Genomic DNA, 14,054 nt, shown 5'->3' on the forward strand with positions numbered 1-14,054 from the left:
CCGAGCCTTTATCGAGACCGTCCCGGCTCAACACATCGCTTGGGCCGGGGCGGCGCGTCAGTTCTTCACGGGCGACTCAAGACAACACTTGGTTGAATGACCTTGACACCGCATTCATGACCCTCAAAGAGTCGGGCAAGCCCAACATCTCTGGAAGAGAACTGGTCGAGGATAGACCACTGCCGGTGAAGCGTTGGTTCGGCTGGCGAAGTCAACTTGTCGAACCTTTTGCAGCAGCACGATACTTTGGGAAAGCTTTGAAAATTGAAGGATCAGATCATATCACCATCGCGAAGCCTGGCAGCAAAGACGCACTGCAACATCAGTTGCTCCGTCGTTTCATTGACGAAATGGAAATTGCGGCGTCAGTTGGTTCTAAAGTCCGTGAGCCGCCCGAAGTAGATACGCTGGCAGCTCTCGTCGCACAGCATCCAATTCTCGCCGCTGCTCAATCCGAGATCGAAAGCACGGGCCTTTCCAACGCTTTAGCCGCTTCGATTCTTTGTTCTGAGATTTCACCAATTGATTTGGCTGATTTCTATCTCATCATGGCCCGCCGGGTGTCTGGACAGAAGTTGTACGGCTTGGCCTACTCTGCTCTAGAACTGATAGACAAATTCAACATCGGTCATTCGGTGGTCGAATACTGCTTAGAGCGAGAGCCGAATTGGAAAAACCAGATTGCCAAAAATATGGTTCATATGAGAAGTGAACCAGCAGTTCTTTGGTGCCACAAACAGCTGACGACAAGACTCAAATACCACGATACAGATTATTATCTTTTTCTCGACAAACACATCTCGAAGTTAGCGGAGAAGGATCTTCAAACGATAGTCGCGTATCTCCTCCATCCAGATCGTGGTCCTGCACACCACAATATTGATTCGTTGTACTTAGCTATCAAAGACCTGAAAGACCCGTCCTCCTTCGTGCTCCGTTGGAGAGAATGGATAAGAGATGGACGTTTCGACAACAACGGTAACAAAGGAGACCAGGACGCTGAACTTCTCTATTTTTACCTAAGCGAAGCAGCTCAGGACGCAAGGTTTACTCCGATACTCGACGAATTACACCGACACGTTCATCGCTTGCTGAAGTCTGAAGTTGCGAAAGGCCTATACCATCTTAGATGCATGCTCGAGCGTGAGTACCATTACGCTGACGAGGTCTTCTCTAATAGTTTCCCGAACCGAGAACGGGCTTCAACTGAAGAGATGGACCTTTATCGCCACTTACATCTTGCTTTCGATGCCTTGGTAGAGTTTCGACAAAGCGCCGGGACCAATGAAAAGTATGGCAAGCATGAGCACTTCAAAAGCCTCGTGCGTGAGGCTCTGAAGAAGGAGATTGGGATGCAGGAGAACAAGTGACAAACCTCCTATGGGCACCTCCACCACTTCGGCTAATTAGAGATGATTGAGCACTCCGGCGTTTTAGTCTCCTAACCTTGTGGCAAAAACAGCCGACGTGGCCTGCTTGCCGTAGTATTCTTGGATCTGACCTTGCCCCCTGGACTTAATCCAGATTGAAGTTCGCTCTGGCCCATATGAGGACCAGAGCATGAAGCGCAGCCGCTTTACGGAAGAGCAGATCATCGGGATTTTGAAGGAGCACGAGGCTGGCGTGTCGGTTGCCGATCTGTGCCGGAAGCACGGCGTCAGCGATGCCAGCATCTACAAATGGAAAGCCAAGTTTGGCGGGATGGAGGTCTCGGAGGCCAAGCGGCTGAGGACGCTGGAGGACGAGAACACGCGGCTGAAGCGGCTTTTGGCCGACGCCATGCTGGACAATGCGGCGTTGAAGGACCTCCTGGGAAAGAAGTGGTGACGCCCGCGGGGAAGAGGAAAGCTGTCGCCCATCTCGTGGACGCCCACGGGATGAGCGAGCGGCGGGCGTGTAAAGCCATCGGCTGTTGCCGCATGACCATCAGATATCGGACAACCCGGGCGGATGACGCTGCCCTACGCCAACGCATGAGAGCGATCGCCGAGGTGCGCCGTCGCTTCGGCTATCGGCGCCTGCATGTTCTGCTCAAGCGGGAGGGCTATCTGGTCAACCACAAGAAGCTGTTCCGGCTCTATCGGGAAGAGAGGCTCGTGGTCCGTCGCCGTGGTGGCCGCAAGCGGGCGCTCGGGACCAGGGCGCCGATGGTGGTGCCGATAGTGCCGAATGACCGCTGGTCGCTCGACTTCGTCTCGGATCAGCTTACCGATGGCCGCCGCTTCCGCATCCTGACCATGGTCGACGAGTGCACGCGCGAGTGCCTGGCGTTGGTGGCCGACACCTCGCTGTCGGGCTCCCGGGTGGCTCGGGAGCTTGACCGGCTGATCATCGAGCGCGGCAAGCCCAAAATGGTGGTCAGCGACAACGGCACCGAATTGACCAGCAACGCCATCCTGACATGGGCCGATCAGAGCCGCGTCGCCTGGCATTACATCGCACCCGGCAAGCCGACGCAGAATGCCTTCATCGAAAGCTTCAATGGCCGCCTCCGAGACGAATTGTTGAACGAGACGCTGTTCACTTCGCTGGCCCAGGCCAGGGTCGAACTCGGACATTGGCGGGCCGACTACAACGATACGCGACCCCACTCGCAACTCGGGTGGAAAACACCATCCGAGTTCGCCTTCACCTGCAACCCGCGACGGGATCTGGCGCTGCGCTATGCCGATGGCTCCGCACCAGCTCCCCACCACCCATTCGGGTAAATCCACCAGCCAGAGCGAACTAAGGACTGGATAAAACTTGGGGGCAAGGTCAGATCATCTGGACCGAAGTCCCATGTTGCGGGCAACCTCGAACACGCCGATACCATTTCGGAGTTCGTTGACCGCATAGAAGTGCCGCAGGCTGTACACCGTGTACTTCTCACCGAAGCTGCTCCGCTCGATCCCGGCCTCTCGTAGAGTTGCATTCAACTGATCGATGAGTGTGACGATCTTCGATCCGTCTGGCATGACGAACAGCAATCCGTCGGGATCTTCCGCTCGCCGTTTTGTCAGGAATTTGTCAAGTCGCTTAGCTGCGACCGTGCCGCCGATGGCAACCCGCTCCCCCGTCTCGCCCCTCAACATGGTAATGCTGAAACAGATCGTTCGAGTTTCGAAGAAGATGCGCCTCGATCACATGGACTCAAAAGAGCAGAATTGGAGACGGTGTTCGGGTGACAGGCCGCACGACTTCCAAGTCGTGCTAAGTCGTGCTCGCTGCAACAAGATTCTCGACATCGATCGGAAGTGAGCCCGCACCTCCACCAAAACTATTCAGGAGTACTACCAAATCGAGCGATGGAATTTTGGTCAGCCCACAATAACAATAGAGTTGTTCAACCGGTCAGCGAGCTCTAAGGAAGCTCGTCCGCTCTTTTCCGAGCGAGGGAATGGGCACACCCCTGGAGTAGCTACCCTTCTGCTTCGTGACTGCTACGCAAAGCGCAACTCGCCAGCGGCATTGCTCGTGATCGCTCGGCTTGTGCGGAGCAGGGCGACAGTCTGCGTCTGATTGTTAGAAGATCAATCGACCTACATCAACACGCTGGGCTATCCGGTCGCATTGTACGTTTCTCGGAATTCCTCACCACCATGGGCAGGGAGCAGGAGAAATGCCAGAGCCAACCCTTACTCCAAGCAATATTACGCTAACTCCAGGTCAAACTTACAATCTCTCGGATCTTTTTACTTATGACTTTGGCACAGATTCTAACGTAGGGTATACATTTGTTGAGTTTGACCAGCTAACCTCAAATGCGACCTTCGCAGGTGCGCCCCTCGTAAATTTTCCTCCCGATCCGTATTACGATTACGAGATGTTGGGCAACGATACGAGTGTTCCTCACGGCGACTTTTTTGCAGGTACCATAACCATAAGCCCCAACTACCAAGGCCGGTCGATCACCATTCCCTATAACTTCGGTTACGACATTATTAGTAACGCCCCAGTTTCTGGTCCCGGCTTCTTGGGCGAGCTCCCCGCAACCTTCAACGTCGCTAATGCTCCTCCAACAACAACCTCCCACGTAAATTTTGACCTAACGGTTCCTCTTTATCCGAATGGCCCACAAATCCCAACGTACGGGAACTATGGAGGACCGGGCTATACCGGCGGAGCGATTGGAGGAAACAATTTTGACGTTCCACCGGTCGACGCCCTTGATCAACTTTTTCAGGCTCACGATCTCGCATACAGTGAGGCCGGAAGTGCGCCTAATGAAACGGCTCAGACACAAGCCAAAATACTAGCTGACCTGACTCTTCTTTCTGGAATATCCCAAATTGCTCCTAGTGAATTAGATGCGAATGGCCACCAATACGCCGGCCTAACGATGATAGCTTTTATTCAACAAATAAACCAAATCGCACCAACGGTGTTTGATGCGCAACAGCTACAATCCAACGGGTTAACCCTGCAAAGCATGCACCAATACGTGACTGCTGCTGCAAATCAAATTGCATTGTCGGGGCATGGACTTCTCGGCTTTGAGATAGAAGGTTATGTTTCTGGCGCAACTGTTTTTGCCGACGCAAATGGAAATGGAAGCTTAGACTTCGGTGAAGTATCTGCCACCACTGGCACTAATGGCAATTTCACGCTTGACATCGGCACTGGCCCCTGGGTTGGCTTTGACGGGACTGGGCCAATGATCGCGACGGGGGGAAGTGACGTTTCGACTGGCCTCCCATTCAAAGGTGAACTGACTGCCCCAGAGGGTTCAACCGTTATCACACCGCTAACCACCCTGGTCACTGTAGTTGGCAATCAGGGCGAGGTATTAGCAAGCCTCGGGCTTCCTGCAGGAATAGACCTCACCACCTTCGATCCGATCGCAGCGGCAAAAGCCGGTAGTGCTGATGGTGCTGCGACGGAACTTGCTGGCGCCAAGGTCTACGATACGGTCGAGATGATCGCCGCAGCACTAGCGGGACCAGGTGGCACATTCGGCCACGCTCTTCAGGCGGCGTTCGCTTCCCTGGCAACTACACTTGAAGGTTCGGGGATCAATCTCAGCGACAAGACGGCTCTCAGCGGATTGATTACCCAAGTCGCCCATACTGAAAACGTCAGTCTCGCATCGGGCGTTGCGGATGCAGTTGCCTCGATCATCGCAGCTGGCAATACGGCACTGGACCATGTTCTCCAGGTAGACCAACCCGGCACCACATTGTTGAGGGATGCCGCCGGTGTGGAGCTGGTCGAGCAAGGCGCAGCATCGACTGCGATCACCAACGCTGCAGATAGCCCGTCGCAGCTTCAGGCCGTAGCGAACCTGTTCACAGGCGCCAACCTCGATCACTTGATCACACAAGCGCAGACAGAGACGCAGAACCCAGGTCAAGATTTAGGACCAATCGCCTTTGATGGCTCTGCGACGACCGACCAAAACACCGTTCTAAATGGAACGGTCTCAGCGGTCGATTTAGCGGGTCACGGCATCACTTACTCTATCGATGGCACGATGCCAGCAGGACTGACCTTCAAATCCGATGGTACCTTCACCTTTGATCCTGGGAGTGCATACAAGTACCTGGGAGTTGGTGAGAGTACGAAGCTGTCCTTCCAGTTCACGGCGAGCGATGGACAGGGCACAGACGGCACGGCTACAGAGACGATCACAATCAATGGGCTGAATGACAACCCGATCGCCGTGCCCGATAGCAACGGTGTGGCAAAAGGAAAAATCGTTTCAGCAGATGCGTCACATGGCTTACTTGCTAACGACAGCGATCCCGACATTCACGATCATCTAGCCGTCGTAGCGCTGGATGGTCAGACGTCATCTGTTGGTCATGCGATCAAAGGCGAACACGGGTCGCTCACCGTCAACACTGACGGTAGCTACGTCTATGTAGCGAATCATCATGCCCATGAAGACGACCATTATCATGGGCCCGGTGGGCGCCTGGCTTATATAACCGATCATGATGCCCAGTCAGACCATCACGGCATAAAGCAGGATGTGTTCGAGTACACTGTTTCCGATGGCCACGGTGGCCTTTCCACGTCCACCCTTAGTTTTGTGGTTTTCGATAAAGGCACGACCTATCTGTCCGGCGTGAACACGACGTTGACGGCTGGGAAAGGGCCGTACATTCTGGATGGCTCGGCGGGCGGCGATACTCTCATTGCCGGAAGGGGTAACAGTGTTCTGATTGGAGGGTCTGGCGACACGCTAATTGCGGGAAAGGGTAACGACACTTTCTTGTTCCGATCGGACTTTGGCACCAACTCGATCAAGAACTTCGACCTGCACGAGGACACCTTGCAGGTTGATCGCACCACCTTCTCCAGCGTGCGAGATATCCTAGCCCACACCGCTGATACTGCTCTTGGAGCCGTGATCTCAGACGGGCATGGGGACATGGTTACGCTGCTCGGAGTAAAAGCCGGTCAACTGCACTTCCACGATTTTGATTTGGTTTAGCTGAGCAAGGCGACAGAGTTCGTGCCCTTTGTCGGATGTGAGCTTGGATGCAGCTGTCGCCAGCTTGCCATAGTATTCTTGGATCATCTGCACTGACGTATCCATTTTGCGGGCGGCCTGCAAAACACCCCTAGATTGCGCAGAGCCTTGGGCGCATTTTAAATTGGCAACTTACCTAGTGGGCCGCATTTCACAAATTTTCTTCTGTGTGAATGTTCTCTAATTTCAATAGCCGTGTGATCAACGATCGTTAGAAGGTAGGTGATCTTTTGTCTAAACCAGGATCGTCTCCGTACATCGGGCGATTCTGTAATCCAATAGCCTTCCGCTGTAGCCTTCGCAGTGGAAAGCGTGCTGGTCAGCTGCGTACTCGGTTTGATGTCGTACCGCTTATCCCTGTTGAAAATGAGCATCTCTGCAATGGAATTTCGAACCACCGCTTCCATGCCGGACACTCTAACTGCGAAGCATGCTTCATCGGCTCCGATAGGAAAGTTGGAATCGAAAGTGACCCAAATCCCGGTCACTGGATATACGTCGGCAATAGCCATTGAACTGAGAGGCAGGCCTGCCAAGACTATTACGCAGCCTGCTAGTGGCTTGTGAATCCGAATATGCGAGCTCGCCATGGAAAACCTCTGTCACTCGGCAGATATGTCTTCCGGCGCTCAGCCCGTGACGTTTCGAGATTGGCTGGGCTGCACGGCCTCCTGTCATTCTGGCGAGGGGCTGCGAGCTAAACAAGACCTAGCCTGTGCGACCGGTGTTGCTGCTAATCTCCGAGCCTCGTCGCAAAGACTGTCGCCGTGGCCTGCTTGCCGTAGTACTCTTGGATGATCTCAACCGAGGTCCCCATGTTTCGGGCAATTTCAAAAACGCCAACTCCGTTATGGAGAGTCGCAGCGAGTAGCAAAGCAGCTATCATCTGTTTGCGGCGCTGCGACAGTTCGTCCTGCCTGACTCATTTGACTCTAATCCTAGCTCGGCCATAAACTAAGATTGAACCTTCGCTGACATTATTTTTCGCAGGCACGCATGAAGCTTGTCGGGAAGGCAGCGCTCCACGCTTAGGAGCACCTCGCATTATTCGCTTCAGTGAATCAATACACCTGCCGCCTTGGTCGCAGGGCGGATTTGCATTGCCTCCAACATGACGAGCCGTCCGATGCCCCAACGTAGCTGAAGTTCTTTAATTCGGAGCGCCGAAAATTCGGAGTGCCGAAATGAGACTGTTTATCTGCGGACGAGCGGCCAGCCATTAAAACTTTGCTGGCACCAATTGCTACAGCGGCCGACCTTGCTTGAATGATGTGGCTTCTATTGTTCTCTTTGAACTGACAATAGGGGGCGGGAATGGCGTACAGCTTCATGACCTTGCCCGGGGTATCTCTTACCGGCATCAATGACTCTGGCCAGGTAGTTGGTAACTATCCATCCTTTCTGTACAGCAACGGCGTCTATACTACATTGAAGGCGGAGACCTCTGATCCTTCGGTATCTTTCACAGAAGCGAACAATATTAACAACCTGGGTCAGATCGTCGGCTATGTTACCCTCGTCAATGGCATCGGTGGCATCGAGGGCTTCGTTTATAACAGCGGCACCTATACAAGAATCGATGACCCATCGGTTTATGATCAAGGAACTTATGTAGAACCAGCAAATACCGCAACAAGCGGCATCAATGACTTCGGTCAGATTGTCGGTCATTATTATGATGTTTATACCGATCAAAACGGTAATTCAGGTCAAACCTATTATGCGTTTCTGGACAGCGGCGGCAACTTCACCCATCTAAACGTATCGGCCGTTCTAAGCGCAGCAACAGACATCAACAACGCGGGTCAAATCGTCGGATTCTACGGCGACACAGCCGGACACAGTCATGGGTTTTTGTACAGCGGAGGCGGTTTCACTACGCTTGATGGCCCACAAGGTGTGGATAGCGTAGATGTTTATGCGCTAGGTATAAATAACCTCGGTCAGATCGTTGGTTCCTATATAGATGCGAACGGCGTCTCTCATGGCTGGGTATACAGCAACGGTAGCTATACGAACTTTGACTACTTTCCAAACATTACGCCCTACGACATCAATGACTCCGGCCAAATAGTGGGCGTGTATAGTGATTTCAGATTGGAAGGGTTCATTGCAACACCGCTCTCGGCATCGCTCTTCACGACGGGCGCCGAGACCGTCAACTTCAACAGTCTGTCGACCGATCAACAAGCCGCCATCTCAAGCGGCGCCGATCTATATAATGGCTTAGGCGACAACGACGTCGTTACTCTTCCAGACCTAGCGAATTACAATGAAAACGTTGGGAACGGAAAGACGCTTGGGTGGAGCGCTAGTAGATCCTTTCATACAGATTCGAAACAGGGCGACCACTATATCGTACACGGAGGTGACGGAAACGATATCATCATTGGCGGGGATGGTACTGATATTTTCGATGGAGGTTCCGGGTCCGATACAATGACCGGAGGCAATGGCTTCGATGTTGTTACGTATGGTTTTGCGAAATCGAGTGTTGGGCTGAAGCTTGGTGCAGACGGCACAGCTTTCGGCGAAGCTCAGGGCGATATCATTACTCAATTCGAGGTTCTAATCGGATCTCAATTTGATGACCAGATTTCTCTTGGTGCGGAAAGCCCACAACTAGTGTTCGGAAGCGGAGGTTCTGACCTGGTCCTCGGCTCCGCTCAGAATGACATCATCTACGGGGATTATCTCTACGATACAAATCCCCTTGGTGACCTCGCATCTGAAATTGCTTTTCTGTCTCAGGTAGGTGTTTCCCGAGATAAGCTCGGGATTGATGGCGCTCCTGGCAATGATGCGATCTACGGATATTACGGAAGCGATAAGCTCTTCGGAGGTCCCGGGAGTGATCGATTATTTGCCGGATTACCCGGCCCTTTCGGCGTCCCTACGCCGGATGATTCCGCAAACGAGCTCCATGGCGGATCGGGAAGTGATGAACTGTACGCCTGGACATTCCAAGACAACCTGTCCGACCTGCTCGACGGTGGCGAGGACTCAGATACCTATTGTGCCGACGGGAAAGACGAGATCTCAACCTTCGAAATCGGCGAAATTGCCTATTACCGAACTCTAGCTAAGGCCGGCCTTATAACAGTCGATTCTTCTGGATTCGGCACAACAATTCGTTTTTTTAGTGATGCATCTCTTCAAGCCACGGTGGTTGGCGAGTTGAAAGTCGATAATGTTGTCTTGGCCACTGACCTGACGTTCGTTGATGCTAGCATCGCCGACATTGCGGCAGTTCAGATCAATCGGCAAATCGATTCTGCTCCAATAATCAAGGCGGAAAACGCTGATCTAATTTGGCAAAAATACACCGCTGCTCAGTTTACTGAGGTTAAAAAGTTCCTCTTCAAAGAACTTGTCGGAGGAGCTGCCACATCCATTTCGGCGAAAGCCGTTAGCGCAATTGTACCTATACTCGTTAAATCCGGTGCGTCCGATGCGATCATAGATTCGTTCAAGGAATTTGCCGAGAAGGCCGGCGCCGAAGTCATTAAGACAGGAGCGACAAATCTCGTTTTCGACAATCCAATATTGAGTCCGGCAGATATAGCAAAGATCGCAGTCAAACTCACGCCCATTTACCAGGAATACAAATGGGGGTTCAAACTAGGGGAACTACTCACGAAAGAATTATACCTGCAAATATCTAAGGAGTTCGACCTCTTCCTAAACAACTTATTTCCGGTGGTCGATTCACACGGCGTCTTCGTGTTGCAGAATGGTCAGTATGCCCCTGCTGTGTCTGACGGCTACATCTCTGGCGCCACGGTTTTCTCGGACGATAACCAAAACGGTCTGCTCGATTCCACTGAAGCTTTGACGACCAGCGATGCAACCGGGTCGTTTTTCCTTTCCGAAGCCACCGGCCCTCTAGTCGCCTTTGGCGGCACCGACACATCTACCGGGCTGCAGTTCAAAGGCCAGCTGTCGGCACCATCGGGCTCATCAGTAATCACGCCGCTCACGACGCTCATGGCGTTGCTTGCCTCAGATGCTTCAGCCGAACAGAAGGTGCTCTCGTCGTTTGGTCTCTCTTCAAGCATTGACCTTAACACCTTCGATCCTATTGCAGCGACAAAAGCTGGCTCAGCGGATGGAGCAACGACGACAGCCGCGGTTGCCAAGGTCTATGACACGGTCAGCTTGATTGCTTCGACGCTCGTGGCAGCGGGGGGAGAGTTTTCGAGCGGTGTGAAGGAAGCATTTGCGGCTATTGCGGCAGCCATCGATGGATCGGGCATTAGCCTTACCAACGAAGCCCAGGTCAGCGCTCTCGTTGCGGCTGCTGCGCAAACTGACGGCCTAACTCTCGGCCAAGGCGTTGCCGATAGCCTGGCTGCTATCATTGTGGCGAGCAACGTTCTGTTGGATCAGAAGGCTCAGAGTGGTGCCACTGGCGATGAACTGCTTAAGGGCGTCGCAGCCATCGAATGGGTGATTCAGGGCACGGCTTCGAATGCTATCCAGCAGGCCGACAACGATCCGAGCGAACTACAATCCCTAGTCGATGCGTTTACTGGAAGCCAGCTCGACGACGCAATCTCGGCGGCACTGCACCATTTGGGGAGTGATGACACGACGCCGCCGACGCTGACCCCCGTTAGCGATCAGACATTAGAAGCAGCCACGGCTGCCGGGGTCGCAGCATCCTTTTCGGCTGCGGCGACCGACCTGGTGGACGGAACTCTTCCTGTCGTCTTTAAGGAAGACAACACCGTCGTTCATTCTGGTGACATCTTTAGTGTCGGTATCCATACGATCACCGCAAGCGCTGTCGATGCAGCCGGGAACGCCTCTTCAGAGTCTTTTTCGATTAGTGTGGTGGATTCGACGGCACCCACGCTCACGCCGGTAACTGATCAGACAAATGAAGCGACCAGTGCGGCCGGAGCAACGGCCTTTTTCACAGCATCCGCTAGCGATGCGGTGGACGGTACTCTTCCCGTTGTCTTTAAGGAGGGCAACACGGTCGTCCATTCCGGTGACGTCTTTGGCATCGGGACACATACGATCACAGCAACCGCTGTCGATGCCGCTGGTAACCAGACCTCGCAGAATTTCAAATTCAACGTGGTTGACACTACGGCTCCAACGCTGACGCCGGTTGCCAACCAAGCAAGGGAGGCCACTAGCGCCGCTGGTGCCGCAGCCTTCTTCGCAGCTAGCGCTAGCGATCTAGTTGATGGGGCCGCCACTGTTGTCTTCAAAGAAGGTAATACGGTCGTCCATTCTGGCGACACATTCGGCCTAGGCAACCACATCATCACAACAAGCACGACCGATGCGGCGGGTAATCTTTCTTCGGAGACCTTCACCATCAATGTGAAGGATACGACAGCTCCAACGCTAACGCTTATCGCTGACCAAACGTTGCAAGCAACCACTGCCGCTGGGGCAGCAGCCTTCTTTACGACGACGGCAAGCGACCTAGTGGACGGCACTGATGCTGTGAGCTTTATGGAAGGCAACAAGGTCGTCCATTCTGGCGACCTCTTCGGCGTTGGTGTCCATACCATCACAGCCAGCGCTGTCGATGCCGCTGGCAACTCCGCCACAGACATCTTCGAGATAAATGTGCTCGGAGCGGCCAGTAATAATCATGACCCGATTGCACGGTCCGACAGCAATGGTGTTGCGAAGGGAAAGATCCTTTCGGTATCTGCCAATAAGGGCGTGCTCGCTAATGATCGTGACGCTGATCACGACCATCTCTCGGTCGGTTCTGTAAACGGGTCCGTAACAAACCTGGGCCATGACATCAAAGGCGACTACGGAACTCTGACGTTGAACGCTGATGGCAGCTACTCGTATGCCGCTTCAGCTAAAGCCCTTCCATCACAGATCTTTGCTCAGGATACCTTCACTTACACGTCCGCCGACGGACATGGCGGAAGCGACACCTCTACGTTGACGTTTTCTGTTTTTGATCCTTCATTCACCTATAAAGCTGGCTCAAACACCATCGTGTGGGGCGATAATGGGAAGAGCGTACTCGACGGATCAGGAGGCCACGCCGTGGCGTACGGCGGCAAAGGCGCCGATGTGCTGATCGGCGGTAAAGGCGACATCCTAGCCGGAGGTAAGGGGCCTGACCAATTTGTTTTCCGGCCTGAGTTTGGTGCTAACACCATCCTCGACTTCGATGTGAAGAACGATCATCTGCAGTTCGACGATTCCATTTTCAACTCGATTAAGAGCATCTTAGATCATACGACCAACACGGCCTTGGGCGCCGTGATCTCTGACGGGCATGGAGATTCTGTATTGCTGCTTGGGGTCAGCAAATCCCAATTGTTGGCACACAGCAGTGACCTGTTGATCGCTTAGTCACCCAACCTCGTCGCAAACACGGAGGCAGTAGCCTGCTTGCCGTAATATTCTTGGATCATTTGTACAGAGGTACCCATGTTGCGGGCGACCTCGAACACGCCCACGCCATTCCTGAGCGCATTGACGGCATAGAAGTGTCGCAGACTGTAGATGGAGTACTTCTCGCCAAACGTGCTTCGCTGGATCCCGGCCTCCTCAAGCGCAGTATTGAGCTGATCGATGAGAGTGGTGATCTTCGACCCGCCAGGCATAACGAACAGCAGACCTGCGGGATCTTCGGCCCGTCGTTTTGTCAAGAATTTGTCTAACCGTTTGACAGCGACCGACCTAACGATCGCATCCCGCTCGCCAGTTTTGCCTCGCACAACGAAACGATAATTGCTGCGCCCTTTCTCGTCTTTAAATGCGTGAACGTCTCGAACTTTTAGGTTGTTCGCCTCTCCAGGCCGAAAACCGGTGCAAGCGACGACCAAGACATATATCTGTAGCAACTCTCGACTCGCCTTAGTGCGAGTGTCTCTAGCGATGTTGATGCGCTGGCACATCGTCCGCCAAAGCTGGCGAAATTCCCATTGCTCGAATGCAGGCCGTACCCGCTTCTTCTTGGGTGTGTAGGTTGCTGTGATTGGCTGTTTGTTTCCTCGGAGCCCCTGCTCGGCAGCCCATTTCACGATGGCCTTCCCGAGCATCATGTCCCACTGGAGAGTCTTATCTGTGGGATGCCGCTTGGCGTTCTTCGGCAGCACTTCGAACGAAGCGTAGTAATCCCGGCGCCAGGGAATGAACTCCCGCATCACCTTGTCGTTGATGTCCTCAACGGCCATGTGCCCAGCGTACTCCCGCCAGAACTTCGAAACCCGTCTGATCTGCCTCAGCATGCCAGCCGAAGTCTTTCCGTGCGCATGATCCCGCTCGCGGAAGCGGATGTAGTCGTCAATGACGGTCGAAAATAATGTGGATTTTGGCGGCAGGCCCTGCGCGGCTCTGTGTTCTATTTGGAACAGCAACCTGCGGCCGAGCTGCACGGCGGTCTCGTCGACCGCCGTCTTCAAAGACCGAGTTACGTATTTGCCCGATGAAAGTCGCAGGCGGGCGTAGTAGGTGCCGGCTCGGCGGAAAATCGTGAGCTTGCCATCCTCAAGATAGCGAGCGCCGTCCATTCGTGGTGCCCCTGAAGATCAGCAAGCACCACCATGGTCGACAGCATTTCAATTGAAGGCGGACGGCCTAGCCGAGGCGATCCGCTAACTCA

5 protein-coding genes and 1 pseudogene are annotated in these 14,054 nt (G+C 53.6%); 4 read left to right on the plus strand and 2 right to left on the minus strand.

What is annotated here, in order from left to right:
- Both Q3C01_RS26755 and Q3C01_RS26760 read left to right on the plus strand, forming a co-directional pair.
- A partial coding sequence (locus Q3C01_RS26755) for a hypothetical protein (protein WP_458148286.1) occupies positions 1-1,370 on the plus strand: 1,370 nt, incomplete at its 5' end.
- A gap of 190 nt (positions 1,371-1,560) precedes the next feature.
- Positions 1,561-2,742 (plus strand): annotated as a pseudogene (locus Q3C01_RS26760) (IS3 family transposase).
- Between the two features lie 20 nt (positions 2,743-2,762).
- On the opposite strand, the gene Q3C01_RS26765 reads toward Q3C01_RS26760, so the two are convergent.
- Entirely contained in the window at positions 2,763-3,074 is a 312-nt protein-coding gene (locus Q3C01_RS26765) for a hypothetical protein (protein WP_458148287.1), read from the minus strand.
- 527 nt (positions 3,075-3,601) lie between these two features.
- Between Q3C01_RS26765 and Q3C01_RS26770 the strand changes: the two genes are divergently transcribed.
- The gene (locus Q3C01_RS26770) at positions 3,602-6,418 is read left to right on the plus strand and encodes an Ig-like domain-containing protein (protein ID WP_458148288.1); all 2,817 of its coding nucleotides are present in this window, start codon (positions 3,602-3,604) and stop codon (positions 6,416-6,418) included.
- Between the two features lie 1,353 nt (positions 6,419-7,771).
- Positions 7,772-12,799, plus strand: coding sequence for an HYR domain-containing protein (locus Q3C01_RS26775; protein WP_458148289.1), 5,028 nt, complete (start codon positions 7,772-7,774; stop codon positions 12,797-12,799).
- Here Q3C01_RS26775 and Q3C01_RS26780 read toward each other — a convergent pair.
- The gene (locus Q3C01_RS26780; protein ID WP_458148290.1) at positions 12,796-13,962 is read right to left on the minus strand and encodes a tyrosine-type recombinase/integrase; all 1,167 of its coding nucleotides are present in this window, start codon (positions 13,960-13,962) and stop codon (positions 12,796-12,798) included. The two genes, Q3C01_RS26775 and Q3C01_RS26780, sit on opposite strands and share 4 nt — an antisense overlap.
- Between the last annotated feature and the right edge of the window lie 92 nt (positions 13,963-14,054).

Source organism: Bradyrhizobium sp. UFLA05-109 (genome assembly GCF_054185165.1).

What these genes read in the sequence shown, in the direction of transcription:
- Q3C01_RS26765 (WP_458148287.1), bottom strand. Translation starts at nt 3,074, where the DNA reads ATGTTGAGGGGCGAGACGGGGGAGCGGGTTGCCATCGGCGGCACGGTC.
- Q3C01_RS26770 (WP_458148288.1), top strand. Translation starts at nt 3,602, where the DNA reads ATGCCAGAGCCAACCCTTACTCCAAGCAATATTACGCTAACTCCAGGT.
- Q3C01_RS26775 (WP_458148289.1), top strand. Translation starts at nt 7,772, where the DNA reads ATGGCGTACAGCTTCATGACCTTGCCCGGGGTATCTCTTACCGGCATC.
- Q3C01_RS26780 (WP_458148290.1), bottom strand. Translation starts at nt 13,962, where the DNA reads ATGGACGGCGCTCGCTATCTTGAGGATGGCAAGCTCACGATTTTCCGC.